Consider the following 25,855-nt stretch of genomic DNA (forward strand, 5'->3'; position numbering starts at 1 on the left):
GCGGTAGAAATATCGACACGCTACTTCTGAAAAAGGGAGGGCGGGTCGAGCGGATACCGAGGCCCCTAGCGGTGGGGATCCCCACCGAGGTAGACCGGTGACGGGGTCTGCCGGCGCCTACGGACCCGTTTCGGGAAGCTGGAGACGTCACCTTCCTTCAGCTAGTGCGGGCCCCTCCGACTCATACTCGGAGGGGCCCGCCTCACGTCGGCACCCGGCACTTGTGTCCTCTAACGACACTTCGAGGTATCGATAACAGCGTGTCCGGGAACGGAAAGATCCGGCAAACGGAGAGATCGGGCAACTGAAAGCCGGCCGGCGCACAGAACGGATGTGCACCGACCGGCGATCCGGGGCCGTGCCGTACCGGCCACGACCCCGGGGTCTCAGGCGAGAGTGATCTTCAGTGCCGAGGACGCGCCGTGCGCCGGCACCCGCACCTCCACTCCGCGTGTCGTCGTGACGAGCTGGTACGCCGCCGCCCGGCCGTCGAGGGTGACACTGTTCACCTTCGCGCCGGTCGGCAGAACAGCACCGATCGTGATTGTTGCCCCGACACCCTTCACGGTGACATCGGTCCGCAATTCCTTACCTGCAAGGCGTGCGGAGACATCGACCGATCCGCGACCGACCCGGATGTTGCTCCCGGCCACCTTCTGCTGGCCTTGCGGGAGCTGCGGGACCACCGTGACCCGACCGTGCCCGAGATCCGGGTCGACGCCGAGCTGCTGGTGGATCACCGGCCAGAGGATGCCGTACGCGCCCCACGCCTGCAGCGCCATCGAACGGTCGTAGAACGGCCGGCCGATGTTCGCCGGTGAGTCGGGTGAGGGAGCGATCTCCGGCATCGCGCCCGGCGTCTCCCACACGGTCGGGTCGAGCTGGATCCGGGCGTTGCCGGTCGTGTAGACCTGCTGCTGGCTCGTACCCAGCCGCCCGAAGTTGCCTTCGGCAACCGCCATGATCGAGGTGTTCAGGCCGAAGATGGCGCGCTCGCTCTTCACCTGGGACACGACCGGGTCACAGGACGGACCGGGGTTGCCGGCCGGGTCCGAGGTCGGGCCGGTGCCCGTGTGGTAAAGGCCGAATTCTCCTGTGTAGCAAGGCTTTTCGCGCTGGTCGAGAGCGGTCTTCGCGTGCTCGGTGGACGCGAGCGGCGAGTTCGGCTGACCCGGCCGGACCAGGACTGCCTCCATCGGTGTGACACCGATCCAGTGCCGCTGGAAGATCGGCGTGTTGTCGTTCGCCGGGTCCGCCGCGTTGTCGACGGAGTCGGCGTACCCCATGGCCTGCGGTACCCACCACTGCGCCTCGAAGCGGGACTCGAGGTCGGTCGCGCGGGCGGTCGCCCATTGCTGGACGGTGGTGTCGTGCTTGGACGCGGCCAGGTCGGCCAGGTCGCGCAGCCCACGGGCGAGGTAGACGGTGCTGTCGAGTTTCTCCACGCCCATCCCGGCGCGTTCGACGTTCGCGAGGCCTTCCGGCCAGCCGTCGCCGTCCTTGTCCAGTTCGCGGTAGACGTACTGCAGGTTGCGGACGCTGAAGTCGTACATCTCGTCGCGGAACCTGTCGTCACCGGTCCACCGCCACAGCAGCGCGACGGTGCTCGGGAACTTCACCGTCTCGTCCGTGTTCCCCGCACTCTGGTTGGAGCCGAAGTACACGTCACCAGTCGGTGTCACTTCGTGGGCGACCTTGCCGCTGCGGTTGTTCAGGATGTCGCTGACATCGCGCAGTGCGCGGAGGTGCTCCTTCACCGTGTCGAACTGGCCGGCGGCGACAGCGGCGTACGCCGTGTACTCACCGTCGGTCGCGAACAGCCACGGGTAGTCCGGGAAGCCGGCGCCGAACCAGCGTGCGGTGTCGACCGTGCCAACCGGGGCCGGGTAATCCTTGCCCTCGTTGACGTCCCGGATCTTCAGGTTGTGCGCCTCTTGGACGGAGTCGGCGAGGTTCTGCTTGCTCCATTCGACGCTCTGCTGCAGCAGACGATCACCAGGAAGGTCCACCGCGGACTGCTCGTCGATCTGCTCGCGTTCGGCGCTCTTTGCCTTCAGCAACTTGTCCGGGTTGCTCAGGGCCTTGCCGTACTCGCGTTGTGCGGCCGACGTGCCCTGGTCCGATCCGGCCACGGCGAACCAGATGGTCTTCGACTGACCCGGTGCGAGGTTGACGTCGTACGTGAGCTGTCCGCCCGTGCCCTTGCCGACGAGCGAGTCGTCACAGCGTGCGGGCGTCGTACCGTCGGCCGGGCAGATCACTGCCGGGTCCTGCGGGCCGCGGTGGTTCGGGCCGAGCGCGTGGCTCGTCGGACGCAGGGACGATCCGACGAACGCGGCGTAGTCGTGAGCGGTCGCGTTCGGGTACGACGGTGTGCCCTGCTCGCGGAACCCCAGCGCACCGTTCGCGTAGGCGCCGGTGTCCGGCAGGTTGGCGTCGGCCGCGCCGGGAGTGGTCCAGCCCCACGGGTACGACTGCATCAGTTCGGAGTGCGCGTCCACGGCGAGCTTGACCGTCTTCGCCGTACTCGAGCTGAGCGTCAGGCCGACGAGCGTTGCGCGGATGCCGTCGGGGACGAAGTCGGTACGGCGGACGTTGACGGAACCGGAGTAGTCGATCCGGCTGTAGCCGTGGCCGCTCGTGTACTTCGCGGCCGCGACGTCCTTGCCGAGCCAGTTGCCGTCGAGGCCGAACCACAGACCGTCGAGCAGCTTGATCGGCTGGGTCCAGAAGCCGCCCATCTCACCGCGGATGTGCCAGCCGGAGGCGGGGTAGAGCCCGCTCTCGTCGCCCATCGCGTAGGCGCGATCACCGACGACGAGCGACCGCCGGTCAGCCAGGCGGGTGGTCTCGGACAGCTCGGATGATCCGGCGGCCCGAGCGGCGGTGGCCGCACCGGTAGAGGTCGAGCCGGCGGTGGTCGGGCCGGCGATCGCGGAGGCCGAGCCGGCCAGGACGGTGGCCGTGGCCAGCAAGGCGATGCCGACCGTACGGCGTCCTGGTCTGGATCGGCGTGGTGGAGCGGTGCTGCGTCGGACGATGGGATAGGGAGTCATTGGCGGTTCCTCCTTCTCGCGGCGCTCGGGGGATGCGCCGGATCAGCCAGGGGCTGAGCTGCCCCTGATCACGAGCTCGGGTTGCAGCAGGCGTTCGGTCGACGGGTCGGCCAGGCCGGCCGGGTCGGTCAGGATCGCGATCAGCTCGGCGGCGATCCGGTCCATCGGTTGCTTGAGGCTGGTCAGGCCGGGGGAGACGACGTCGGCGAGGGGTGAGTCGTCGAAGCCGGTCACGCTGACGTCGCGGCCGGGGGTGAGGCCGCGGCGGCCGAGCTCGCGGAGCGCGCCCAGGGCGAGAATGTCGCTCAGGGCAACGATTCCGTCCGGCGCCCTGCCGGAGTCGAGGAGTTCCGCGGTGACCCGGGCGCCTTCGTCGATGCTGTCCTCGCTGCAGCGCACGACCAGGCCGGTGGTGGGCAGTCCGAGCTCCTGGCACTGCGTCCGCCAGCCGCCGAGGCGGTCCTCGGCCAGCCCGGACGACTTCGGCCAGCCGAGAAAGGCGATCCGCCGCCGGCCGGTCTCGTGCAGGTGCCGGACCGCCAGCGCGGATCCGGCCGCACCGTCGACGTCGACCCACGGACCGGGCTGGGTGGTCTCCTTCCAGACCCGGCCGAACGAGACGAACGGGATCTTCTCGTCCTTCAGCCAGGCGTGCCGTGGATCGTGGGTCTCGGTCTGCGAGAGGACGAACCCGTCGACCAGGCGGCGCGCGTGCAGGTCGTCGTACACAGGCATGCCGTCGACGCCGGGCGGTGCGGTGAACAGCAGGATGTGGCGGCCTGTACGCTCGGCCGCCGCGCACAGGGCGTGCAGGAACTGGTCCATCACCAGGTGGGTCTGGTTCGGCCAGTCGGGGACGCAGTACCCGATCAGTTCGACCGCGCTGGTACGCAGGCTGCGGGCGTTACGATTGGGCCGGTAGTTGAGCAGTTCGATCGAGCGGTTGACCCGCTGGAGCGTGTCCGGCCGGAGCCGGTGCGGCGCGTTCAACGCGTTCGACACCGTCTGCACCGACACCTCGGCGTGGGCGGCGACCTGCTTCAACGTGGCCACGCGACCTCCCACAGGTGTTTTGAACGTTAAAAACACCGGCAGTCTCTCCTGCGACCTGCGCCGTGTCAACGGCTCAGAGTGTCGGCGGTCCCTGCCTGACGATCGCCAGCGTCTCGTCCGCCGGAAGCGGAGGAATCCAGCGACCCCACCAGGCGGCGCCGGCGGCGGCAAACGCGGCCGGGTCGCGGCCACTGACCTTCACGGTGAAGTCACCCCGCTCTGCGAGCAGTCCTCGTACGTCGTCCGGGAGGAGCTGCTGTGGTGCGTCGGTACTGCCCTTGTAGGCGCACGAGCCGTCCCACCGCAGGATCCGGCGTCGCACCGCCGGCACCAGCAGGTTGCCGCCCACCCAGATCGGGATCCGGGGCCTCTGCACCGGTCGAGCGGTCAGCTGAGCTCCGTCGAGCTGGTAGTGCTCGCCGGCAAAGCTGACCTGCTGCCCGGTCCACAGCCGGTCGATCACGTCGAGCCCCTCATCGAGCATCTCCGCCAGCACCTTAGGCGGCTGCGCCGGCAGGAACGGATCCCCAGGATCACCGATGCCTACCCCGAGGATGACTCTCCCGTCGGACAGGTGATCCAGCGCCACCGCCTCGGCCGCGACCTTCCAGGGATGTCGCCGAGGCAGTGGGGTCACCGTCGTACCGATCCTGATCCGCGACGTGGCCACGGCCATCGCCGCGAGGCAGATCCACGGGTCGTACGTCGGCTCGGACGCGTCGCCCTGATAGACGAGATAGTCCTCCAGGAACAGCGCGTCCCAGCCGCAGTCCTCGACAGCCCGCGCGAGCTCGGCGAGCCCGCGCGGGCCACGTCCCGCTCCCACCGCGCCAACTGTCACCGAGAACTTCATGCCGGTGACGCTAGCGGCGGGTACCGACAATCAGGCGGTGTGGCCGCCGTCGATCGTCAGCTCCGTGCCGGTCACGTAGGCGCCGTGCGGCCCGGCCAGGTGGGCGATCGCCGCGGCGACCTCGGCTGGCTTGCCGAAGCGGTCGAGGGCGAGGTCGCCGATCTGAGCCGCCGCGAACGGGCCGTCGGCCGGGTTCATGTCGGTGTCGATCGGACCGGGCTGGACGACGTTCGAGGTGATGCCACGCGATCCGAGTTCACGGGCCAGTCCCTTGCTGAGCCCGACCAGCGCGGCCTTGCTCATCGCGTACAGCGTCATCCCCGGGCTGGTCACGCGCCCCGCGGCACAGCTCCCGAGGTGGATCACCCGTCCGCCGTCCGACAGCAGCGGTACGGCGGCCTGCGTGGCGGCGTACACCCCGCGGACGTTGACCGCGAGCACGCGATCGAGGTCGGCCAGTGTGAGCTCGGTGATCGGGCCGATCGCGCCGACGCCGGCGTTGTTCACCAGGATGTCCAGCCCGCCGAGCTGGTCTGCAGCCCGCTGAACGCCGTCCGCGACCGCTACTGCGTCCGCTGCATCGACCGCGAGGGCGAACGCTCGCCGCCCGAGCGCCTCGATCTCCTTCACTACCTTCGCGGCAGCATCTGCTGAGTTGTTGTAGGTGAGCGCCACATCCGCGCCGCGCTCGGCCAATGCGATCGCCGTGGCTGCCCCGATCCCGCGGGTGCCGCCGGTGACCAGTGCCTTCAGGTCCTGTAGTTCGTTCATGTGTTCAAGTCCACCGGGGTGCGTGCGGCGAAGCTGGCGGAAATCCGACCGCAGATCCTCGCGTCGTATTCTCGCGATACCTCGATGGCGCAAAATCGCTGGAGACTGTCGGTGGCGGCAGGGATGCTGGAGCACATGTACGAGTGCAGGGAGCGATGCATCCGGGCGGTCCAGTCGAAGGACGCGCGGTTCGACGGCTGGTTCTTCACCGCGGTGCTGACCACGAAGATCTACTGCCGGCCGAGCTGTCCGGTGGTGCCGCCGAAGGTCGAGAACATGCGGTTCTACCCGAGCGCCGCGGCCGCGCAACAGGCCGGATTCCGCGCCTGCAAGCGCTGCCGTCCCGACGCCAGCCCGGGCTCGCCGGAGTGGAACGACCGCGCCGACCTGGTCGCCCGGTCGATGCGCTTGATCGCGGACGGTGTGGTCGACCGCGACGGCGTGCCAGGACTGGCCGGACAGCTCGGCTACAGCGTTCGCCAGGTGCAACGCCAGCTGCAGGCCGAGCTCGGCGCCGGACCGCTCGCCCTCGCTCGAGCCCAGCGCGCACAGACCGCTCGACTGCTGATCGAGACCAGTGACCTGCAGATGGCCGACGTTGCGTTCGCCGCGGGCTTCTCCAGCGTGCGGACGTTCAACGAGACCGTGCAGGAGGTCTTCGCGCTCAAGCCGACCGAGCTACGTCGCCGAGCCAGACGAGGTACGGCGACCTCCGCGCCGGGCACGATCTCGCTGCGCCTGCCGTTCCGCGCACCGCTCACCCCGGACAACCTGTTCGGTCACCTGATCGCGACCGGCGTACCGGGCGTGGAGGAGTGGCGCGACGGTCACTACCGGCGCACGCTCCGGTTTCCTCACGGCCATGGTGTGGTCGCGTTGCGGCCGATGCCGGACCACATCGCCTGCCAGCTCTCGCTCACCGACCAGCGCGACCTGGCGATCGCGATCAGCCGCTGCCGCCGGATGCTCGACCTCGACGCCGACCCGGTCGCGGTCGACGATCTGCTCAGTACGGATCCGGTGCTCGCGCCGCTGATCGCGAAGGCCCCGGGGCGCCGGGTTCCGCACACGGTCGACGGCGAGGAGTTCGCCGTACGGGCTGTGCTCGGGCAGCAGGTGTCGACGGCCGCGGCGCGGACGCACGCGCATCGGCTGGTGCTGCAGCACGGCGAGCCGATCGAGGACGCGGCCGGTGGGCTGACGCACCTGTTCCCGACGATGCAGGCGCTGGCCGGGCTCGATCCGGAGACGCTGGCGTTCCCGAAGTCCCGGCGTACGACGCTGACGACGTTGATCGCCACGCTGGCGGCCGGGGAGATCGACCTCGGTGCCGGTGCGGACTGGGACAAGGCGCGCGAGCAACTGGCCGCACTGCCGGGGATCGGGCCGTGGACGGTGGAGTCGATCGCGATGCGAGCGCTCGGTGATCCGGACGCGTTCGTGGCCAGTGATTTAGGTGTCCGGTACGCCGCGCGTGACCTAGGCTTGCCGGAGGCCCCCAAACCATTGACCGACCACGCACGCGCGTGGCGGCCCTGGCGTGCGTACGCCGTTCAGTACCTGTGGGCCACCGGTGACCACCCCATCAACAAGATCCCGGAGTGAGTGAGCATGACTGAGTTGTCCACCGATCGTCTTCTGCTGCGCCAGTGGCGGGAGTCCGACCGGGAGCCGTTCGCGGCCCTGAACGCGGACCCGGCGGTGATGGAGCACTTCCCGGCGCCGCAGACGCGTGAGCAGAGCGATGGGCTGATCGACCGGAACATTCCCGAGATCGACGGGCGTGGCTGGGGCCTGTGGGCGCTGGAGGTGCGCGACACCGGTGAGTTCATCGGCTTCACCGGGTTGTCGGTGCCGAGCTTCGAGGCGCACTTCATGCCGGCGGTCGAGATCGGCTGGCGGTTGGCGAAAGGGGCCTGGGGCAATGGTTATGCCAGCGAGGCGGCCCGGGCGGCACTGGCGCACGGCTTCGGCCCGGCCGGGCTGGATGAGATCGTCTCGTTCACCGCGACCACCAACCTGCCGTCGCAACGGGTGATGCAGCGGATCGGGATGACGCACGACGAGGCCGGCGACTTCGACCACGTCCGCCTGCCGGCCGGTCACCGGTTGCAGCGGCACGTCCTCTACCGGATCAGCCGTGCGCAGTGCGAGACGACGCAGTGACGTACGCCGTGATGGACAGCCCACTCGGCCCGCTCACGCTGGTGGCGACTGACGCCGACGAGCTAGCCGGGCTGTACATGGCCGAGCATCGGCACCGTCCGGCGATGGAGACCTTCGGCCACCGCGACGACTCCGTTCTGTCCACGGTCGCCGAGCAACTCACCGAGTACTTCGAGCACGATCGGACGACGTTCGACGTACCACTGCACCTGGCCGGCACGCCGTTCCAGCAGCAGGTCTGGACGGCACTCCGGGACATCCCGTACGGCGAGACCACGACGTACGGTGAACTCGCCCGAACCCTCGGCCTCGTGCCGGGTGCGTCCCGGGCGGTCGGACTGGCCAACGGCAAGAACCCGATCAGCATCATCGTGCCCTGTCATCGCGTCGTCGGTTCGACCGGCAGCCTGACCGGGTACGGCGGCGGCCTCGAACGCAAGCAGGCCCTCCTCGACCACGAACGCGGCGACGCCCTGTTTTAAGTGCTCACTCGGTGAGCACTTATCCGGCGCATGCTCGAGCCATGATCGACGACACGGTGGCACTGGACTGCGGTTCAGCGGACGCATGGCGAGCCTGGCTGGCGGCGAACGGGCGGAGCGGGGGGTCGGTCTGGCTGATCGTCCGGCGCGACGCGGCCGGGGTCGACCTCGCGACCGCGGTCGAGCACGCGTTGTGCTTCGGCTGGATCGACAGCAAGACGGTGAAGCGCGACGACCGTACGACGTACCAGTGCTTCACACCCCGGAACCCGCGCAGCACCTGGAGCAAGGTCAACCGCGAACGCGTCGAGCGCCTGACGGCGGCCGGTCTGATGGAAGAGCCCGGCCAGGAGTTGATCGACCACGCCCGCCGTACCGGCACCTGGGACCTGCTCGCCGACGCCCAGAACCTGATCGTCCCCGCCGACCTAGCCACCGCCCTGGCGGAGAACCCCCTGGCAGACAAGCACTTCCAAGCCTTCCCACCCTCAGCCCGCCGCACAATCCTCGAGTGGATAACCCTCGCCAAACGCCCGGAAACCCGCGCCGGCCGCATCAACCAAACAGTCACCCAAGCCGCCCACAACCACCGCGCCAACCACCCCGCCAACCCCGGCACCCGCCGGGGGCTTGAACAGGAACCGGGGGCCTGGCACAGGAAATAACCTGTTCAACGTCCCGGGCGCGCGGGTCAGGCCCCGACAGGTGGGGTGAGCAGGGTGGGGTCAGGTGGGCGCTGGTTGTGGAGCTGCTCGGCGCCGGGCGCCCGGGTAGTTGTCAGGTGGGGGTGTTGGCGGTGGTGTCCAGGCGTTCGGCGGCTGGTGCGTCCGCGCCTGGCGTCTTGCGGTTGGTCAGGCGGCGGGCGATCGGCTCGGTGTAGCGGGCGGCTATGGGGCCGAGGATGACCAGGATGAGGACGTACGCCGTTGCGAGCGGGCCCAGCTTGGGTTCGACCCCCACGGCGAGGCCGGCGATGACGATGGAGAACTCGCCGCGGGCGACGAGGGTGCCGCCGGCTCGCCAGCGGCCGGCCGTGCCCACGCCGGCCCGGCGGGCGGCGTACCAGCCGGTGGCGATCTTGGTGAGTCCGGTGAGTACGGCGAGGCCGAGAGCGATCGCCAGCACCGGCGGGATCTTGGCCGGGTCGGTGCTCAACCCGAAGAACACGAAGAAGACCGCGGCGAACAGGTCGCGGAGCGGGCTGAGCAGGTTCCTCGCACCGTGCGCGACCTCGCCCGACAACGCGATCCCGACCAGGAACGCGCCGACTGCCGCCGACACCTGCAGGTGCTGCGCGATCCCGGCCACGAGCAGCGTCAGCCCGAGGACGACGAGCAGCAACATCTCCGGGTTGCCCGAGGACACCGCCCGGCTGATCACGCGCCCGTAGCGCAAGGCAACGAACAGAACGACACTGACCGTGCCAAGCGAGATCAGCAGCGTCATGCTGCCACCGGCCAGTCCGGCGCCGGCGAGCAGCGCGGTCAGGATCGGCAGGTAGACCGCCATCGACAGATCCTCGAGGACCAGGATCCCCAGCACCACGGGGGTTTCGCGGTTGCCGAGCCGGCCGAGATCGCCGACCACCTTCGCGATCACGCCGGACGACGAGATCCAGGTGACGCCGGCCAGCGCGACCGCGGCGACCGGACCCCAACCGAGCAGCAAAGCGACGGCGGCACCGGGTACGGCGTTCAGCACGAAGTCGACCGCACCGGATACGTACTGCGTCTTCAGCGTGCCGACCAGATCCGATGCGGTGTACTCCAGTCCGAGCAGCAACAGCAGCAGGATCACGCCGATCTCGGCGCCGGTGGCAACGAACTCCTCACTGGCTGCCAACGGCAACAACCCACCGTGTCCGAAGGCGAGGCCGGCGAGCAGGTAGAGCGGAATGGGGGAGAACCCGAGGCGCCCGGCGATCCGCCCGAGGATGCCGAGGGCAAGGATGACCGCGCCGAGCTCGATCAGCAGGGCGGTGATGTTCTCATGCATCGGTCACCCACCCGCGATCAGATCGGCGACGGCGTCCACGCCCTCGCGGGTACCGACCACGACGAGCGTGTCACCGGTCGCGAACCGGAAGTCCGGCGTCGGCGACGGGGTCGCGCCGGTCCGCCGCAGCACCGCGACGATCGACGCACCGGTCCGGCTGCGGGCCTGGGTGTCCCCGAGGGTGCGCCCCGAGTACGGCGACTTGGCGGCGATCGGGATGTGCTCGGTGACCAGGTCGATCTCGATCTCGCCGCGCACCGGGTCGAGTGGCGTGGGGATCAGCAACTGAGCGAGCGCGGCCGCCTCCGCGGAGCCGAGCGGGACCGAGTCCTTGCAGTTGTCGTCGTCATCGGGATCGTGGAAGCCGAGGAAGCGCCGGCCGTCGTTGTGCACCACCACCGAGACGTGCTTGCCGCCGTCGGTGATCAGGTCGTACCGGGTGCCGATCCCGGGCAACGTCGTCTTGGTCGGGTGGGCCTGCTGGTCCATGATTCCTCGATCCGCGATAGCTGGCGTCTGCAACCATTCTCTCAAACTCCGAACAGCCGGTCCGGTCGCTGGATGTGATCTGGCACCCTTCCCTGGTCCGCCAGGGGAGTGCTGTGACTTGTCATGCACTCAGGTGCACTGCATCGAGTTGCATAGGTACAGTGCCAGGTATGGCGTTGGAGCACGCGATCTTGGTGGCGTTGAGCGAGCGGGCCGGGTCCGGATACGAGCTGGCCCGGCGGTTCGACCGGTCGATCGGCTACTTCTGGCCGGCCACGCACCAGCAGATCTACCGGGTGCTGCGCCGGATGGACGAGGCCGGCTGGGTCAAGCACACGGAGATCGCCCAGGAGGGCCGCCCGGACAAGAAGGTCTATCGAGTGTCCGCGGCGGGCCGGGACGAGCTCTCCCGCTGGCTGGCCGAGCCGGCCGATCCCGCCGTACTGCGGGATGGGCTCGGGGTGAAGCTCCGTGGTGCGTCGCTCGGCGACCCAGGCATCGTACTGAAGGAGGTCGAGCGGCACCGGGCGGAGCATGCGACGCGGCTCGAGGTGTACCGGGGGATCCAGCGACGGGACTTCCCGAAGCCGGCCAAACTGCAGGACCGCGACCTGCATCAGTACCTCGTACTCCGCGGCGGGATCCGGGCCGAGGAGTCGTTCGTGGACTGGTGTGACGAAGTGATCGAAGCCCTCCGGAAGGACCACCGATGACAGTGCTTTTGGCCGGGCCTTCGGCGCCGGCGTGGTCATGGGGCCTTGGCTCCCGGCCTTCCCTCGTCGCTCCGGTCGCTTCGCTCCCTCCGCTCCTCAGTCCAGGCCGGGAGGCCCCATGACCGCGTACCCGCACTTGCTCGAACCGTTGGACCTTGGCCACGTTGTCCTCCCCAACCGGGTGATCATGGGCTCGATGCACACCGGCCTCGAGGACCGGCTGAGAGATCTGCCGAAGCTGGCGGCGTACTTCGCGGAGCGGGCGCGTGGCGGCGTGGGCCTGATGGTGACCGGCGGCTACGCCCCGAATCGCACCGGCTGGCTCACGCCGTTCGGGTCCAAGCTGACCAGCCGTCGCCAAGCCCGCAAGCATCGCCTGCTCACCGACGCCGTCCATGCCGAGGGCGGCCGCATCGCGTTGCAGATCCTGCACGCCGGCCGCTACTCCTACCACCCCTTCAGCGTCTCCGCGTCAGCCCTCAAAGCTCCGATCAACCCGTTCAAGCCCCGAGCCCTCTCCGACCGCGGGGTCCGCCAACAGATCAAGGCGTACGTCGACTGCGCGGCGCTCGCCCGCGAAGCCGGGTACGACGGCGTCGAGATCATGGGCTCCGAGGGGTACTTCATCAACCAGTTCCTGTCCGAGCGCACGAACAAGCGCACCGACCGCTGGGGTGGCAGCCCGGAGAACCGCCGCCGCCTCGCGGTCGAGATCGTCCGTCAGACTCGCGAACGCGTCGGCGACGACTTCCTGATCATCTACCGCCTCTCGATGGCCGACCTGGTCGAAGGCGGCCAGACCTGGGACGACGTGGTTGCGCTGGGCAAGGAGATCGAAGCGGCCGGCGCATCGATCATCAACACCGGTATCGGCTGGCACGAGGCCCGGGTGCCGACGATCGTGACGTCCGTGCCGCGCGCGGCGTTCACGAGCGTGACCGCCGCGTTCAAACCGCACGTCAGCATCCCGGTGGTCACCTCGAACCGGATCAACCTGCCGCAGGTCGCCGAGGAGGTGCTGGCCCGCGGCGACGCCGACCTGGTCAGCATGGCGCGCCCGTTCCTGGCCGATCCGGAGTGGGTGCTCAAGGCAATGACCGATCGGGCCGACGAGATCAACGTCTGCATCGCCTGCAACCAGGCCTGCCTGGATCACGTGTTCGCCAAGCGGAAAGCCAGCTGTATGGTCAACCCGCGCGCTGCCCGCGAGACCGAGCTCCAGTTGCTGCCGACTCGGCGTACCAAGGACATTGCAGTAGTGGGTGCCGGACCGGCCGGGCTGGCGGCGGCGGTGACGGCTGCCGAGCGTGGGCACCGGGTCGAGCTGTTCGAGGCCGATGCGGAGATCGGCGGCCAGTTCGGGATCGCCCAGCAGATCCCCGGTAAGGAGGAGTTCGCCGAGACGATCCGGTACTACCGGCGCCGGCTCGAACTGACCGGCGTGAAACTGCATCTCGGCCGCCGCGCCACCGCCGAGGAGTTGGCCGGCTTCGACGAGGTCGTGCTCGCGACCGGCGTCGTACCGCGGGTCCCGGCCATTCCCGGCATCGACCACCCGAAGGTGCTGTCGTACGTCGAGGTCGTCCGTGAGCGGAAGCCTGTCGGGACCACGGTCGCCGTGATCGGTGCCGGCGGGATCGGTGTGGATGTCAGCGAGTTCCTGACCACCGAGGCGTCTCCCGCGCTCGACCTGGCCGCGTGGAAGGCCGAGTGGGGTGTCGCGGATCCGACGATCACGGCTGGCGGACTGACCAAGCCGCAACCGGAGCCCTCGCCGCGCAAGGTGTATCTGCTGCAGCGCAAGCCCGGCAAGATCGGTGCGGGTCTGGGCAAGACCACTGGGTGGGTGCATCGCGCCGCGCTGAAGAACAAGCAGGTCGAGCAACTCCGCGGCGTCAACTACGAACGCATCGACGACGAAGGCCTGCACCTGAGCTTCGGGCCGCAGCGCGAGAAGCCGCGCGTTCTCGCCGTCGACACGATCGTGGTCTGCGCCGGCCAGGAACCTGTCCGCGATCTCGCCGACGCGCTGCGGGCGAGCGGCCGGCCCGTCCATCTCATCGGCGGCGCCGACGTTGCCGCCGAGCTCGATGCCGAACGAGCCATCGACCAGGCCACCCGGCTCGCCCTCACCCTCTGACCGAACGCGTACTAGAGCACCAGACCGTAGTGCTCTAGTACGCGCTGGCCTCAGGCGGGCAGTGCAGTGCACCGTGTACGGCGTACGCGCACTAGTCTGATGAGAGGTGGACCATGAAGACTGTTCTGATCTCCGGGGCCGGGATCGCCGGGCCGGCGCTGGCGTTCTGGTTGCGGCGGCACGGGTTCACGCCGACGATCGTCGAGATCGCGCCCGCACCGCGACCCGGCGGGCAGACCGTGGACCTTCGCGGGATCTCCCGGGTCGTGGCCGACCGGATGGGTCTGCTGCCCGCGGTCGCCGAGCGGCAGTTGCACGAACGCGGTCTCGAGTACGTCCGGGCGAACGGGCGCCGGGCCGCCGCGATGCCGGCCGAGTTGCTCGACGGCGCCGGCCCGGTCGCCGAGATCGAGATCCTCCGTGGCGACCTGGCCGCGATCCTGGCCGATGCGACAACCGACGTCGAATATCTGTACGGCGACTCGATCACCGAGCTGGACCAGGATCCGAGCGGCGTGCAGGTGACGTTCGCGAGCGGGACGCGGCGGCGATTCGACCTGGTGGTCGGGGCCGACGGCGTGCACTCGCGGACCCGCCGGCTCGCCTTCGGACCGGAGGAGCAGTTCGTCCGGCATCTCGGCGGCTACACGTCGTACTTCACTGTCGAGGCCCCGGAGTCGCTGAACCACTGGATGAAGATCCACTCCGCTCCCGGCGGCCGTTGGGTCGGGCTGCGGCCCGATCACGACCCGCGCTCCGCGAAGGCCCTGCTGAGCTTCCGCTCACCGGTCATCAACTATGACCGACACGACGTCGCGGCGCAGAAGGCCTTGCTGGTCGAGCGGTTCAAGGGACTCGGCTGGCACACCGAACGCATCCTCGCCGACCTCCGCGCCGCGGACGACTTCTACTTCGACAGCATCAGCCGTGTCGTCGTACCGGAGTGGTCGCGCGGCCGGATCGCGCTGGTCGGGGACGCCGGGTACTGCGGTTCACCGCTGGCAGGACACGGTACGGCGCTGTCGCTCGTCGGGGCATATGTCCTCGCGGGCGAGCTGGCTGCCGCGGACGGCGATCACGTCCGCGCGTTCCCGGCGTACCAGGCCCGGATGCAGGCGTACGTCGAGCAGCGGATGGAACTGCCGCCCGGTGGGGTCAAGATGGCGATGCCGCTGAGCGCACTCGGCATCCGGCTGCGCGACACGTCGACCCGGCTGATGACGTCACGACTGTTCGCCGGACTGCTGGCCAAGATGGCCATCGGTCAGCCGGACGCCATCGAACTGCCGGATTACTCAGTCGAGCGGGGAGACCCAGTCCGGAGTGCGGCCGAGCAGGCCGAGTAGCTGGTCGAAGTCGGAGGCGTCGCCGGGCACCTTGACGCTGCGCTCGAAGGCCGCGCCCGGGCCGCGGGTGGAGTCGGTGTCCGGGATCCGGCGGGCCAGATCGAGCGCCATCTCGACCATGTCAGGCGGTGCGTCGTACGAGACGTCGATGGCCTTGGCCAGGTCCCAGGCGTGCACGACGCAGTCGAGCTGGTGGAAGGTCAGCGCGATCCGGCGCGGGAACGAGCCGAACTCGCGGACCTCCATCAGCCGGTCCAGCGCGCCACCGTCGGCGAACGCGTCCGCGACCCCCACGTTCGACCGCCGGTAGGCCCCGGCCGGGTTGTCCCCGAGCCGGCCGCCGTTCCAGGTCTGGGTGGGCGCCGTGCCATTCACCGCCGCGGCCGCGAAACCCTCGTTCTCACTGACGATGTGGCGGAGCAGACCACGGACGGTCCAGTCCGGGCACGGCGTGGGGAACCACATGTGCTCGGGCCGTACCTGCATGACCACCTCGCCGAGCACCGCGCCGGCCCGCCGATCCAGATCCCGGATGTCCATCCGCGCTCCTCCCGTAACCCGCCTGCCGCCTCAGTGAGCATAGGCTGCTCGCAGCTGATTCGGCAGGACCCCGGGTGAGCACAAGGGACAACCCGCGCGGTGTCAGGCCGTCCCGGCGGCGGCTGCTTTGGCGGCCTTCTTGAAGGAGCGGACCTGGCCGAGGGAGGCGGCGTCGGTGACGTCGGCGATCGAGCGGCGGGAGCCGCGGTCGCCGTAGCTGCCGGCCGCTTCGCGCCAGCCCTTGGGCTGGATCCCGCGCTGCTTGCCGAGCAGCGCGAGGAAGATCTTGGCCTTCTGCTCACCGAACCCCGGGAGCGCCTTCAGCCGCTTCAGCACCTCGGGCCCGTCGGGCTTGGGGCGGCCGGCGGTCCAGATCCCCGCGGTGTCACCGTCGTAGTTCTCGATGATGTGCTGGGCGAGTGCGTGGACCCGCCGGGCCATCGATCCGCCGTACCGGTGGATGGCCGGTGGGGTCACACAGAGCTCGACGAAGGTGTCGAGGTCGGTGGCGGCGATCTTGTGCAGGTCGAAGCCGTCCATCCGGTTGGCGATCTTCAGCGGACCCGAGAACGCGTGCTCCATCGGGTACTGCTGGTCCAGGAGCATCCCGACGAGCAGAGCGAACGGGTCGTCGTTGAGCAACTTGTCGGCGTCCGGGTTGCCGGTGAGGTGCAGTTCGCGCAGCATGGCGCCCATCTTGACACGAAGTCAGCGGGCCGGGACCCGGGTCCGCCACAACAAATAGACGAAGTACGGCGCTCCGATCAGGGCGGTGAGCAGTCCGGCCGGGATCTGGGCCGGGGCCAGCAGGGTCCGGCCGAGGCTGTCCGCGAGGCTGACCAGAATCGCGCCGAGCAGTGCCGCGACCGGCAGGATCCGGGCATGTCGCCCGCCGACCAGCGCGCGGGCCGCATGCGGTGCGACCAGTCCGACGAAGCCGACCACCCCGATTGCCGAGACAGCGGCCGCGGTCAGCAACGCGGCACAGACCAATGCGGCCAGGCGAGTCCGTTCGAGGCGTACGCCGAGGATCCGCGGTACGTCGTCGTCGAGCGCGAGCAGATCGAGTTCGCGCCGGGCATGGACGATCAACGGGGTGAGGACGAGCAGCGCGATCGCGACCGGTGCGACCTGCGGCAGCGTTCGCCCGTACGTGCTCCCGGACAGCCAGGTCATCGCCAGGCTGAGGTTCCATGGGTCGGTCGCGACGATCAGCAGCGTGATGACTGCGGTCGCCGCGGACGAGACGCCGACGCCGATCAGGACCAGCCGGTCCGAGCTCAGCCCACCTCGCCAGGAAACGAGATAGACCAGGGCGAAGGTGACCAGCGCGGCGAGCGCGGCCATGCCGGACAGCAACCAGATGCTTGCCGACGGCAAAAGGATGAGCGTGGCGATGGCGCCGACCCCGGCGCCACCGGTGATGCCCAGGATGCCCGGCTCGGCGAGCGGATTCCGGCACACCGCCTGCACCGTCGTACCGGCGATCGCGAGCGCGGCGCCACACAGAACGGCCGACACGACCCGCGGGAAGCGCTGGTCGAGGACGTAGGTGATCGCGCGCCCGGAGCGGCCGTTGACCCAGTTGACGACGTCACCGGTGCGCAGCAACGCGTCACCGGCCAGCATTGCTCCGACGGCAGCGAGGGCCAGCAGCACGACGAGCGCTGCCGTCACGATCCAGAACGTACGGCGGCTGCGCAGCCCCGAGCCCGCACCGCCGGGGGAGCGGCTCGGTCCGGAGTCGCGGAACCGTTGAGCCAGCCAGATCAGGACGGCCGCGCCGACCACCATCGTCATGATCCCGGTCGGGATCTCGACGCCGGCCTGACCGCCGAAGGCCGCCCGCAGGACGACATCGGACGCGAGGACGATCAGTACGCCGGCCAGCCCGGACAGGGGCAGCAGGACCCGATGCCGCAGGAGCCCCGGGATCAGGGGAGCGATCAGCCGCACGAGCACCGGCGCGACCAGACCGACGAAGCCGACCGGTCCGGCGACCGTGACCGCGGCCGCGGCCAGCAGTACCGTGACCAGGGTGATCAGCACGCGAACCCGTCGTACGTTCACGCCGAGCACCGACGCGGTGTCGTCGCCCAGGGCAAGGATGTCGAGCTTCGAGGCCAGCAGCAACGACGCGATGATGCCGACGGCAACGACGGGTGCCATCTGGGTGACCGCGTTCAGGTCGGTCTGGACCAGCGTGCCCGCACCCCAGGCGAACGTGCCGATCGTCTCCTCGCGGTACAGCAACAGCAGCAACGTGGTCACGCCGGCCAGCGCCATCGCGACCGCCGACCCGGCCAGGATCAGCCGGGTCGGTCCGGACGAGCCGCCCGCGGACAACGCCAGTACCAGAACAGCAGCCGCCAGCCCGCCGACGAAGGCGACTCCGCCGGCCGGTAGCACGGGCAACGAGATCCCGAACGCGGCCACCACCACGACCGCCAGGTACGCCCCTGCATTGACCCCCAACGTGTCGGGCGAGGCGAGCGGGTTGCGGGCCAGCGACTGCAGACCGGCGCCGGCCACCCCGAGCGCCACACCGACGAGTACGCCGGCCAGCAGTCGGGGAAGCCGGGATGCGACCAGTACGTTGGCCGCGTCGTCGGACCCACGCCCGACCAGCAGCCGGAGCAGGTCGCCGGCATTCACCGACGACGTGCCCTGCGTGAGATGGATCGCGGCCAAGACGACGATCGCGATCGCCGCAAGCAAGAAGACCCCGGCAACACGAACCCGCCGTACAGGCTGTTGTACGACCGCAGCCGGGGCGGTGGTGACCTGGGTCAAGAGGTGACTGCCTGGACGGCGGCGTCGATGTACTGCTCGGTGGACTTGGGGCCTCCGAACATCCAGATGCCGTCCGGCAGGCGGTGCACGCTGCCGCTCTTCACGAACGGAAGGTTCTTCCAGATCGCGTTCCCGGCCAGATCCCCGCCGAACACGTCACCACCGTCGTTCTTGTTGGCGATGTAGAGGAAGCTGCCGTCCTTGAGCTTGGTCAGCCCCTCGAGGTCGGTCTGCGCGAGCCCGTAGTCCTTGTCGCCGGCCCCGGCCCAGCCGTTCTTCAGCCCCAGCTCGGTGGTGACCGCGCCGAGCAGCGAGCCGGTGGTGTACATCCGGATCGAGATCGTGCTGCCCTGCTTGTAACCGTCGGCCATCGTGAAGCCCTCGCCGGCCTTGCCCGCGTCCGCGATCTTCTGCTTGCCGTCGGCAAGCGCCTTGTCGAAGTCGGCGTTGACCTGCTGGGCCTGGTCCGCCTTGCCGATCGCCGAGCCGATCAGCTCGAGGTTGGTCTTCATCTGCGGGATCGCGTTGGCCGCGTCCGCGCCGCGGATGACGAGCACCGGCGCGGCCTTCTCGATCTGCGCGATCGTGTTCGCGGCCTCGTCGGTGGTGGTGATGACGAGGTCGGGGTTGAGGGCAACGATCGCGTCGACGCTGGCTTCGCCCCGGGTGCCGACGTCCTTGACCGACGGGTCGAGCTTGGCTGCGGTGACCCAGTTCGTGTAGCCCTTGGTGTCGGCGACGCCGACCGGCATCACCCCGAGGCTGACCATGTTCTCGGCCGCGCCCCGCTCGAGCGCGACGATCTTGGTCGCCGGCGCCTTGAGGTCGAGCTTCTTGTTACGCGCGTCGGTCAGCGACACCGGTTGGGCGGCGGCCTCACTGGTGTCGCTCGACGCGGCGGGCTCGCTGGTCCCGCACGCCGTCAGCACGATCAGGGCAGCAGCGATCAGGGCAGTGGTTCGTCTCATCAGTTGACCTCAGATAGTCGTGGCGCGGGACAGGTGTTTGCCGATGGGGCGGGTGGTGACCAGGCCGGTGGCCGGGTCGGTGCCGACCTCGATGGGGATGCCGTACGTCTCGGTCAGTGCGTCGGCGCGCAGGACCTCCTCCGGCGTCCCGGTCGCACGCACTCGCCCCCGATCGAGGAGTGCGATCCGATCCGCCACCGCGGCGGCCTGGTTCAGGTCGTGCAGTACGACGCCGACCGCGACCCCGTGCTCGTCCGCGAGGTCGCGCATCAGGTCGAGGATCTCGATCTGGTACCGCAGGTCGAGGAATGTGGTCGGCTCGTCGAGCAACACGACGCCGGTGTCCTGAGCGAGGCAGGTCGCGAGCCACACGCGCTGCAGTTCGCCGCCGGACAGTTCGTCGACGGCCCGCTCGGCCATCGAGGTGACGCCGGTGACGGCCATCGCGTGTGCGATCGCCCGTGGGCCGTCCGCGTCGTCGTTGCGCCAGCGGCTGCGATGCGGGTGCCGCCCGTACCCGACGACGTCGCGAACGCTGACCCCGTTGGGCGTCGGTCGCGACTGGGAGAGCAGGGTGACCTTGCGCGCGAACTCCTTCGCCGACAGGTCGAGGGCGTTGCCGCCGTCGGGGAAGCTGATCCGGCCGGCATCGGGCTGATGGAGGCGGGCGAGCGCACGCAGCAGCGTCGACTTGCCGCTGCCGTTGGGGCCGACCAGTGCGGTCACACTGGCCGCCTCGATGTGCAGCGAGGCGCCGTCGACCACGAGGTGGCCGTGATAACCGAGCCGCAGGTCGTCGCCCGTCAGCCCCACCGTTTCCTGCATGTGGAGGAGGATAGCCTTACCTAACCTGACATGTCAGGTTCAGGGTTCTCGACTAGTGCGCGTACGATGTATGCGTACTAGCTCGGGAGGGTTGATGGGCGAGGCGCCGTACCAGCTGATCGCGGCGGAGATCCGGCGGCGGATCGAGGCGGGGGAGCTGCGGCCGGGGGATCGGGTGCCGTCGACCCGGGCGCTGGTGCGCGACTTCGGGGTCGCGATGGCGACCGCGACGAAGGCGTTGCAGGCGCTGCAGCAGGAGCGGCTTGTGCACCCGAGTCCGGGAGTCGGGACGGTGGTCGGTCCACCTCCGCGCGCGAACCGGCCAGGTGCTGCCCCGCAACGCGCGGCGCAGCTGGACGGCGGCGGTCTGGATCTCCAGCGGGCCGAGGTCGTCCGGATGGGCATCGCGATTGCGGACGCCGAAGGGCTGGGCGCGTTGTCGATGCGGCGGATCGCAGCCGAGCTCGGGGTGTCGACGATGGCGCTGTACCGGTACGTCGGCGGCAAGGACGCGCTGGTGCTGCAGATGGTCGACACCGCGATCGCGGAGTACCCGCTGCCGCGCAAGCAGCCGACCGGCTGGCGGGACGGGGTCGCCGCGGTCGCGCGGGCACAGTGGGCGGCGTACCGGCGGCATCTCTGGCTGGCGAGTGCGATCAGCCTCGGCCGGCCGCAGCTGCTGCCGAACCTGCTCCCGCACACCGATGCCGTCCTGCGCGCGCTCGGCCGGGTCGAAAAGACCGACGCGCTGTACGCCGCGATCAGTCTGTTCGCGTACGTCCGCGGGGTCGCGCTGGCGGTGGAGTCCGAGGCGTACGCCGAGCAGGACACCGGGCTGACCGCGGACGAGTGGGTCGACCGGCAGGGCGATCAGCTGGCCGCGCTCGTCACCGCGGGGAACCTGACCGGGTTCCGCGACCTGCTCGCGGACGACTTCGACTTCGAGTACGACCTGGACCGACTGTTCGAGTTCGGTCTCGAACTCATCCTGGACGGCCTGGAGAGACGCTTCACCCGGCTACGCTGAGTGTCGAGGGATTCGACCGAGGCGGAGGTGGCGATGGAGCCCGTGTTCGCGCCTGACGTGCCGGCCGGCGTACGGCGGTTGTACGAACGCCGGCCCGAGCTGTTCGTCCCGGCGGACGCGCCGCGGCCGAAGCGGGAGACCTCGTGGTCGGTCGCGCCGGCGAACACGTTCGGCACGTTGCTGGTGTGGATCGCGGTCTGCGTCGGCGGGTGGATCCTGGCGCTGATCGTCATGGCGTCGACACTGCCGGCGGAGGTCGCCGCCTGGTCCGCGCTGGCGCTGGCGGGGATCGCGGTGGTGGCGACCGGCGGGGTCGTGGTGAAGACGATGCTCGAGGACGGCGGGCACAAGTCGGTCCGGCTGCAGCACAGCAAGTACCTGCTGCCCGTGGACTTCGACGAGGCTGCGGGGCGGTTGCTCGGGCGGGCGCAGCGCGCGGTGAAAACGGTGCTTGAGGCAACAGTTACCCGGCGCGGACTGCTCGATGACGTGAAGAACGAGCTGGTGCTGCCCGAACAGCTCTGGGATATCGCGCAGGTGCTGCGGGAGCAGACCGCGTTGCGGGCCCGGCAGCGCGAGGTGGCGCGCGGGATGGAGACCGCCGAGCTCGAGGCCGTGCTCGGGCCGCAGCGCCGGGCGCTCGCCCTGTCCGTGGAGGCGATCAAACGCAAGGTCGACCTGCTCGACCGGTATGCCGACCGAGTCCGGTCCGCCGACGCGGCCCTCCGCGCCGAGGCGGCGTTGGAGGACGGCGACCGCTACATCGAGCTCCTCGCCCGCACCGAACCGGCCGGCGACACGTCGGTCGTCCAGGGCTTCACCGACGAAGCCACCGCCCTCAAAGACACCCTCACCAGAACCATCAACGCCGCCCGAGACGCCGGCCGCACCCTAGCCCTCCCGGAGTAGGTCTTACCTGTCCTGAAGCAAGCGCTCTTCGTCGTCTTGGGACAGGCCGAAGCCGAGGTCGGGTTCGCCGCGGGCTTGGTCCCAGGTGCGGAGATCGGCGATGGTTTGGCGAACTGGGGTGACCGGCAGGCCGGCGGCTCGGGCCTTGGCTGGGTTGCGCCGGCGCTCGCCCCACTCGGTCTCGGGTTCCACCAACGGGAAGCGCGGCGGTACGGCGTCCGTCGGGACCTGGACCAGCTCGACGGTGGTGCCGGCCAGGTCGGCCGAGAGTTCGATCAGCTCGGCGATCGTGGTGAACGGACCGACCGCGTTGAATGCACCGGACCGCTCGTCCGTGATCAGTTGCACGATGAGTCGCCCGAGGTCGCGGCTGTCCGTCAGCTGCAGCGGTTGCTCCGCCTTCGTCGGCAACGCAACCCGGCCGCCCCGCGCGCCACGTCGTACCCAGTAGAGGACCGTGCTCGCAGTGTCACCGGGACCGGTCACCCGACCAGGCCGGACGATCGTCGCGCGATCGCCGTACCGATCGAGCACGTCGTCCTCGCAGGCGACCTTGCACGGGCCGTAGGTCTCGTTGGTGAGGACGTCGGCCGCGCGCATCGGCGGGCGCCGGAGTGCGGTCTCGTCGGTGCCCGCCGGGAGGTCGCGTACGTAGACCGCGTGGCTCGAGACGAACAGGTACCGCCCGACCCGATCGCCGAGCACGTCCATCGTCTCGTCGACCTGCTTGCTCTGGTAGCCGCTCAGATCGACAACGGCATCCCACTCACCGGTCCGCAGTGCCTCGTAGTCGCCGGTGTCCCGGTCCCCGACGAGCTGCGTCACCTCTGGCGGCAGGTCAGTGCCGCTCTTGCCCCGACTGAAAGACGCGACCTCCGCGCCATGTGCCAGCGCGTCGGCCATGGCCGCCCGCCCGACAAATCCGTTCCCGCCCAGCATCAGAATCCGCACAACCGCCCAACCTAGTCCCGGCGGCCCGTCCGTCGCGAGCGGATTAGGCTGCCGCCATGACCAACACGGTTGTGGTTGCCGGTGGCACCGGCGCGCTGGGCGTCGCGGTGACCGCGGAGTTCCTGCGATCCGGCTGGCGCGTCGTCGTACCCGGCCGGACCGAGAAGTCCCTGGCCCGGCTCGGCACGGACCCGGCGCTGAACCCAGTGCTCGCCGATCCGTTCGATCCAGTCGGTACGGCGGACGTCGTCGCGCTGGCCGCCTCCGACGAGGCCGCGCCGCTGACCGCGCTGGTCAACCTGGTCGGTGGGTTCGCCTCCGGCGCGCGAGTGCACGAGACCCCGATCGAGGACTTCGAGGAACAACTCCGGCTCAACCTGCGCCCGACGTACCTGATCACTCAGGGGGTCCTCCCGCACCTGCTCGCCGCGGGTGGTGGAGCGATCGTGTGTACGTCGAGTGGCGCGGCGCAGCGCCCGTTCTCCGGGGCGGCCGGGTACATCACCGCGAAGGCCGGCGTGATCGCGTTCGCCGACGCGCTGCACGCTGAGTACGCGCATGAGGGCATCCGGGTGAACACGATCATCCCCGGCACCATCGACACCCCCGCCAACCGGGCCGCGCGCCCGAAGGCCGACACCACCAAATGGACCCCGCCGGCCCGGATCGCCACCGTCATCCGGACCCTGGTCGAGGTCGACGGGTTCGCTGGTGCTCATCTGACCGTTTGACAACCGATTGGCCCTGTAACACGTCTGAGGAGGTACAGGTGCGGGTACTTGACGCACACTGGATCTGGGGACGGCGACAGGGGAGCCATGGGGAGACGTGCGCACGAGGCAGGCAAGCGACCACGGTCGATGCCGAACCTGCTGAGTCTGACGCTACTCGGCGCACTGTTGCCCGGACTCGGCCTGATCGCCGGCGGTCGCCGGCGGATCGGTGCGTTCATCCTCACCCTCAGCCTGGGCCTGGTCGGCCTGGGTGTGTACGTCGCTCTGACCCGGCGGGACGAGATCCTCGCGGCGGCCGTCGTACCGAGCCGGCTGCTGATGACCTCGGTGGCGATCGGGGTCCTGGGATTCCTCTGGATCGTGGTGATCGTCGCCTCGCACCGGTCGTTGCGCCCGGCAACAGGTGGGGTCGGTGGCCGCGTGGTCGGGGCGATGTTCGTCGGGGTGCTCTGCTTCGCGATCGCGGCACCGGCGGCGATCGGCGTACAGAGCGCGCTCGCACAGCGCACCCTCGTGCAGGACGTGTTCCAGGCGCAGGCGGAGAGCAAGAGCGCGACCCGGCCGTCGACGGTCAACGTCGAGGACCCGTGGGAGGACAAGCCGCGGCTGAACCTGCTGCTGCTCGGCGGCGACGACGCGCCGAGCCGGGAAGGCGTCCGGACCGACACCGTGATCGTCGCGAGTATCGACACCCGGACCGGCGACACCGCGCTGATCTCGCTGCCGCGGAACCTCACCTTCATGCCGTTCCCGAAGGACTCGCCGCTGTCCAAGTACTACCCGAACGGCTTCGGCGAGGAGGGCCTCAGTCTCGAAGACCGGCTGGAGTGGATGCTGACAGCGATGTACCAGAACGTGCCGGACGCGCATCCCGGCATCCTCGGCCCGTCCGACAACGAGGGCGCGGACGTCCTGAAGCAGTCGGTCGGTGAGGCGGTCGGGCTGAAGCTCGACTACTACCTGCAGGTCAACCTGCAGGGCTTCCCGGAGCTCGTCGACGCGATCGGCGGGATCACCGTGAACGTCAACGAGCGGGTCGCGATGGGCGGGATCAGCAGCTCGCACATCCCGCCGTCGGAGTGGATCGAGCCTGGACCGGACCAGCACCTGGACGGCCGGCACGCACTGTGGTTCGCCCGCGGCCGGTACGGCGCCGACGACGACCAGCGGCAGATCCGGCAGCGGTGCGCGATCAAGGGCATCGTCGACGCGGCGAACCCGCAGACGCTGGTGACGAAGTACAAGGCGATCGCCAAAGCCGGTCAGCACCTGCTGCGCACCGATATCCCGCAGGAACTCCTGCCCGCGCTGGTCGAGCTCGCGCTGAAGGTCAAGTCGGGGACCGTCTCCAACGTCACCCTCGACGTGGCGAAGCTGCGGCTCAAGTACCTGCACCCCGACTACGACGCCTTGCGCGACACCGTCGAGAACGCCCTCGAATCCGACCCGGCCCCAGCCACCCCGCCGACGACGCCCTCCACGAAGACAACCCGCAATCCCGTCGCCCCGCCGGCCACGCCGCCAGGCCCCACCCAGAACCTCGTAGACGCCTGCGCCTACCACCCAAACGGCGACCAACCGAACTAACAACCGGCGCCGGGCCCGCGGCCAGGGCCTGGGTGCCTTGGGTGTGGGAACCGGGGACCTCGGACAGGAACCGGGAGCCCTTGGGCGGGGACCGGGAGCCGTGGGCGGGAACCGGACCTCGGACAGGAACCGGGAGCCCTTGGGCGGGGACCGGGAGCCGTGGGCGGGAACCGGACCTCGGACAGGGCTCGGGGGCCTCGGGCGAGAACCGGGGATCTTGGACAGGAACCGGGGACCTGTGGCGGGGACTCGGGGCCTTGAACAGGTTATTGCTTGTTCACGGCCACCGGTGACTCTCTGAACCCACCACGGCCGACAGTTGCGGAGTCCCGGGGTCGGGCGGTTGAACAGGTTGTCGGGGCCTTGGACAGGAACCGGGGACCTGTGGCGGGGACTCGGGGCCTTGAACAGGTTATTGCTTGTTCACGGCCACCGGTGACTCTCTGAACCCACCACG

Annotated in this window: 23 protein-coding genes; 11 read left to right on the top strand and 12 right to left on the bottom strand. The window is 69.6% G+C overall.

Translation table 11 applies throughout. The features are described from left to right. Window positions 1-386: 386 nt before the first annotated feature. The 4 genes from ACZ3HV_RS29325 to ACZ3HV_RS29340 all read right to left on the bottom strand — a co-directional run bounded on the left by ACZ3HV_RS29325 (window position 387) and on the right by ACZ3HV_RS29340 (window position 5,733). Entirely contained in the window at window positions 387-3,056 is a 2,670-nt protein-coding gene (locus tag ACZ3HV_RS29325) for a glucosidase family protein (RefSeq protein ID WP_465688731.1), read from the bottom strand. A gap of 42 nt (window positions 3,057-3,098) precedes the next feature. Then, complete coding sequence (locus ACZ3HV_RS29330) at window positions 3,099-4,109, bottom strand: LacI family DNA-binding transcriptional regulator (RefSeq protein WP_465688733.1); 1,011 nt, start codon at window positions 4,107-4,109, stop codon at window positions 3,099-3,101. 73 nt (window positions 4,110-4,182) lie between these two features. Further along, a complete protein-coding gene (locus tag ACZ3HV_RS29335) occupies window positions 4,183-4,962 on the bottom strand; it encodes an LLM class flavin-dependent oxidoreductase (protein ID WP_465688735.1) in 780 nt (259 codons plus the stop codon). Window positions 4,963-4,992: 30 nt separating this feature from the next. Next, window positions 4,993-5,733, bottom strand: coding sequence for an SDR family NAD(P)-dependent oxidoreductase (locus ACZ3HV_RS29340; protein ID WP_465688737.1), 741 nt, complete (start codon window positions 5,731-5,733; stop codon window positions 4,993-4,995). Between the two features lie 135 nt (window positions 5,734-5,868). Between ACZ3HV_RS29340 and ACZ3HV_RS29345 the strand changes: the two genes are divergently transcribed. From ACZ3HV_RS29345 to ACZ3HV_RS29360, 4 genes are read left to right on the top strand one after another with little or no spacing between them, the layout of a single operon-like run. Beyond that, window positions 5,869-7,338 carry an AlkA N-terminal domain-containing protein gene (locus tag ACZ3HV_RS29345; RefSeq protein WP_465688739.1) on the top strand — a complete coding sequence of 490 codons (1,470 nt, stop codon included), beginning with the start codon at window positions 5,869-5,871 and terminating at the stop codon, window positions 7,336-7,338. Window positions 7,339-7,344: 6 nt separating this feature from the next. Continuing rightward, a complete protein-coding gene (locus tag ACZ3HV_RS29350) occupies window positions 7,345-7,899 on the top strand; it encodes a GNAT family N-acetyltransferase (RefSeq protein WP_465688741.1) in 555 nt (184 codons plus the stop codon). Further along, window positions 7,881-8,381 (top strand): methylated-DNA--[protein]-cysteine S-methyltransferase, encoded by a 501-nt coding sequence (locus ACZ3HV_RS29355; RefSeq protein ID WP_465688743.1) that lies wholly within the window; start codon window positions 7,881-7,883, stop codon window positions 8,379-8,381. The genes ACZ3HV_RS29350 and ACZ3HV_RS29355 overlap by 19 nt, the downstream gene beginning before the upstream one ends. A gap of 41 nt (window positions 8,382-8,422) precedes the next feature. Next, window positions 8,423-9,046: a YdeI/OmpD-associated family protein gene (locus tag ACZ3HV_RS29360; protein ID WP_465688745.1), complete on the top strand. Its 624-nt coding sequence runs from the start codon at window positions 8,423-8,425 to the stop codon at window positions 9,044-9,046. A 112-nt stretch (window positions 9,047-9,158) separates the two neighbouring features. Here the strand turns inward: ACZ3HV_RS29360 and ACZ3HV_RS29365 are convergent, their stop codons facing one another. Together ACZ3HV_RS29365 and ACZ3HV_RS29370 are read right to left on the bottom strand one after the other, a co-directional pair. Next, on the bottom strand, window positions 9,159-10,376 hold the full coding sequence (locus ACZ3HV_RS29365; protein ID WP_465688747.1) for a cation:proton antiporter: 1,218 nt from the start codon (window positions 10,374-10,376) through the stop codon (window positions 9,159-9,161). A gap of 3 nt (window positions 10,377-10,379) precedes the next feature. Further along, window positions 10,380-10,865: a cation:proton antiporter regulatory subunit gene (locus ACZ3HV_RS29370; RefSeq protein WP_465688749.1), complete on the bottom strand. Its 486-nt coding sequence runs from the start codon at window positions 10,863-10,865 to the stop codon at window positions 10,380-10,382. A 170-nt stretch (window positions 10,866-11,035) separates the two neighbouring features. On the opposite strand from ACZ3HV_RS29370, the gene ACZ3HV_RS29375 reads away from it, so the two are divergent. The 3 genes from ACZ3HV_RS29375 (at window position 11,036) to ACZ3HV_RS29385 (ending at window position 15,064) form a co-directional block, all read left to right on the top strand. Further along, window positions 11,036-11,578: a PadR family transcriptional regulator gene (locus ACZ3HV_RS29375; protein ID WP_465688751.1), complete on the top strand. Its 543-nt coding sequence runs from the start codon at window positions 11,036-11,038 to the stop codon at window positions 11,576-11,578. Between the two features lie 118 nt (window positions 11,579-11,696). Then, window positions 11,697-13,718 (top strand): oxidoreductase, encoded by a 2,022-nt coding sequence (locus tag ACZ3HV_RS29380; RefSeq protein WP_465688753.1) that lies wholly within the window; start codon window positions 11,697-11,699, stop codon window positions 13,716-13,718. A 113-nt stretch (window positions 13,719-13,831) separates the two neighbouring features. Further along, a complete protein-coding gene (locus tag ACZ3HV_RS29385) occupies window positions 13,832-15,064 on the top strand; it encodes an FAD-dependent monooxygenase (RefSeq protein ID WP_465688755.1) in 1,233 nt (410 codons plus the stop codon). Here the strand turns inward: ACZ3HV_RS29385 and ACZ3HV_RS29390 are convergent. The 5 genes from ACZ3HV_RS29390 to ACZ3HV_RS29410 all read right to left on the bottom strand — a co-directional run bounded on the left by ACZ3HV_RS29390 (window position 15,014) and on the right by ACZ3HV_RS29410 (window position 20,190). After that, window positions 15,014-15,604 carry a TIGR03086 family metal-binding protein gene (locus ACZ3HV_RS29390; RefSeq protein ID WP_360373099.1) on the bottom strand — a complete coding sequence of 197 codons (591 nt, stop codon included), beginning with the start codon at window positions 15,602-15,604 and terminating at the stop codon, window positions 15,014-15,016. The two genes, ACZ3HV_RS29385 and ACZ3HV_RS29390, sit on opposite strands and share 51 nt — an antisense overlap. A gap of 102 nt (window positions 15,605-15,706) precedes the next feature. Then, entirely contained in the window at window positions 15,707-16,291 is a 585-nt protein-coding gene (locus ACZ3HV_RS29395) for an HhH-GPD-type base excision DNA repair protein (protein ID WP_465688758.1), read from the bottom strand. Between the two features lie 21 nt (window positions 16,292-16,312). Next, window positions 16,313-18,397, bottom strand: a complete 2,085-nt coding sequence (locus ACZ3HV_RS29400; RefSeq protein WP_465688760.1) for an iron ABC transporter permease — start codon at window positions 18,395-18,397, stop codon at window positions 16,313-16,315. Beyond that, window positions 18,394-19,365, bottom strand: a complete 972-nt coding sequence (locus ACZ3HV_RS29405) for an ABC transporter substrate-binding protein (RefSeq protein WP_465688762.1) — start codon at window positions 19,363-19,365, stop codon at window positions 18,394-18,396. Before ACZ3HV_RS29405 ends, ACZ3HV_RS29400 begins: the two co-directional genes overlap by 4 nt. 9 nt (window positions 19,366-19,374) lie before the next feature. Then, the gene (locus ACZ3HV_RS29410) at window positions 19,375-20,190 is read right to left on the bottom strand and encodes an ABC transporter ATP-binding protein (RefSeq protein WP_465688764.1); all 816 of its coding nucleotides are present in this window, start codon (window positions 20,188-20,190) and stop codon (window positions 19,375-19,377) included. Between the two features lie 94 nt (window positions 20,191-20,284). On the opposite strand from ACZ3HV_RS29410, the gene ACZ3HV_RS29415 reads away from it, so the two are divergent. Beyond that, entirely contained in the window at window positions 20,285-21,217 is a 933-nt protein-coding gene (locus ACZ3HV_RS29415) for a GntR family transcriptional regulator (RefSeq protein WP_465688766.1), read from the top strand. Between the two features lie 33 nt (window positions 21,218-21,250). Beyond that, complete coding sequence (locus ACZ3HV_RS29420) at window positions 21,251-22,126, top strand: hypothetical protein (protein ID WP_360373116.1); 876 nt, start codon at window positions 21,251-21,253, stop codon at window positions 22,124-22,126. A gap of 3 nt (window positions 22,127-22,129) precedes the next feature. Here the strand turns inward: ACZ3HV_RS29420 and ACZ3HV_RS29425 are convergent, their stop codons facing one another. After that, complete coding sequence (locus ACZ3HV_RS29425) at window positions 22,130-23,077, bottom strand: NAD-dependent epimerase/dehydratase family protein (RefSeq protein WP_465688768.1); 948 nt, start codon at window positions 23,075-23,077, stop codon at window positions 22,130-22,132. Between the two features lie 56 nt (window positions 23,078-23,133). Between ACZ3HV_RS29425 and ACZ3HV_RS29430 the strand changes: the two genes are divergently transcribed. After that, the gene (locus ACZ3HV_RS29430) at window positions 23,134-23,808 is read left to right on the top strand and encodes an SDR family NAD(P)-dependent oxidoreductase (protein WP_465688770.1); all 675 of its coding nucleotides are present in this window, start codon (window positions 23,134-23,136) and stop codon (window positions 23,806-23,808) included. Window positions 23,809-23,895: 87 nt separating this feature from the next. Next, the gene (locus tag ACZ3HV_RS29435; protein WP_465688772.1) at window positions 23,896-25,398 is read left to right on the top strand and encodes an LCP family protein; all 1,503 of its coding nucleotides are present in this window, start codon (window positions 23,896-23,898) and stop codon (window positions 25,396-25,398) included. Window positions 25,399-25,855: the final 457 nt, after the last annotated feature.

This window comes from Kribbella sp. NPDC020701, from assembly GCF_055562215.1.

Coding starts and splice junctions, on each gene's coding strand:
- ACZ3HV_RS29415 (WP_465688766.1), top strand. CDS start 20,285: ATGGGCGAGGCGCCGTACCAGCTGATCGCGGCGGAGATCCGGCGGCGG.
- ACZ3HV_RS29435 (WP_465688772.1), top strand. CDS start 23,896: ATGGGGAGACGTGCGCACGAGGCAGGCAAGCGACCACGGTCGATGCCG.
- ACZ3HV_RS29325 (WP_465688731.1), bottom strand. CDS start 3,056: ATGACTCCCTATCCCATCGTCCGACGCAGCACCGCTCCACCACGCCGA.
- ACZ3HV_RS29340 (WP_465688737.1), bottom strand. CDS start 5,733: ATGAACGAACTACAGGACCTGAAGGCACTGGTCACCGGCGGCACCCGC.
- ACZ3HV_RS29350 (WP_465688741.1), top strand. CDS start 7,345: ATGACTGAGTTGTCCACCGATCGTCTTCTGCTGCGCCAGTGGCGGGAG.
- ACZ3HV_RS29420 (WP_360373116.1), top strand. CDS start 21,251: ATGGAGCCCGTGTTCGCGCCTGACGTGCCGGCCGGCGTACGGCGGTTG.
- ACZ3HV_RS29365 (WP_465688747.1), bottom strand. CDS start 10,376: ATGCATGAGAACATCACCGCCCTGCTGATCGAGCTCGGCGCGGTCATC.
- ACZ3HV_RS29375 (WP_465688751.1), top strand. CDS start 11,036: ATGGCGTTGGAGCACGCGATCTTGGTGGCGTTGAGCGAGCGGGCCGGG.
- ACZ3HV_RS29410 (WP_465688764.1), bottom strand. CDS start 20,190: ATGCAGGAAACGGTGGGGCTGACGGGCGACGACCTGCGGCTCGGTTAT.
- ACZ3HV_RS29345 (WP_465688739.1), top strand. CDS start 5,869: ATGTACGAGTGCAGGGAGCGATGCATCCGGGCGGTCCAGTCGAAGGAC.
- ACZ3HV_RS29395 (WP_465688758.1), bottom strand. CDS start 16,291: ATGCTGCGCGAACTGCACCTCACCGGCAACCCGGACGCCGACAAGTTG.
- ACZ3HV_RS29360 (WP_465688745.1), top strand. CDS start 8,423: ATGATCGACGACACGGTGGCACTGGACTGCGGTTCAGCGGACGCATGG.
- ACZ3HV_RS29335 (WP_465688735.1), bottom strand. CDS start 4,962: ATGAAGTTCTCGGTGACAGTTGGCGCGGTGGGAGCGGGACGTGGCCCG.
- ACZ3HV_RS29405 (WP_465688762.1), bottom strand. CDS start 19,365: ATGAGACGAACCACTGCCCTGATCGCTGCTGCCCTGATCGTGCTGACG.
- ACZ3HV_RS29385 (WP_465688755.1), top strand. CDS start 13,832: ATGAAGACTGTTCTGATCTCCGGGGCCGGGATCGCCGGGCCGGCGCTG.
- ACZ3HV_RS29430 (WP_465688770.1), top strand. CDS start 23,134: ATGACCAACACGGTTGTGGTTGCCGGTGGCACCGGCGCGCTGGGCGTC.
- ACZ3HV_RS29390 (WP_360373099.1), bottom strand. CDS start 15,604: ATGGACATCCGGGATCTGGATCGGCGGGCCGGCGCGGTGCTCGGCGAG.
- ACZ3HV_RS29380 (WP_465688753.1), top strand. CDS start 11,697: ATGACCGCGTACCCGCACTTGCTCGAACCGTTGGACCTTGGCCACGTT.
- ACZ3HV_RS29370 (WP_465688749.1), bottom strand. CDS start 10,865: ATGGACCAGCAGGCCCACCCGACCAAGACGACGTTGCCCGGGATCGGC.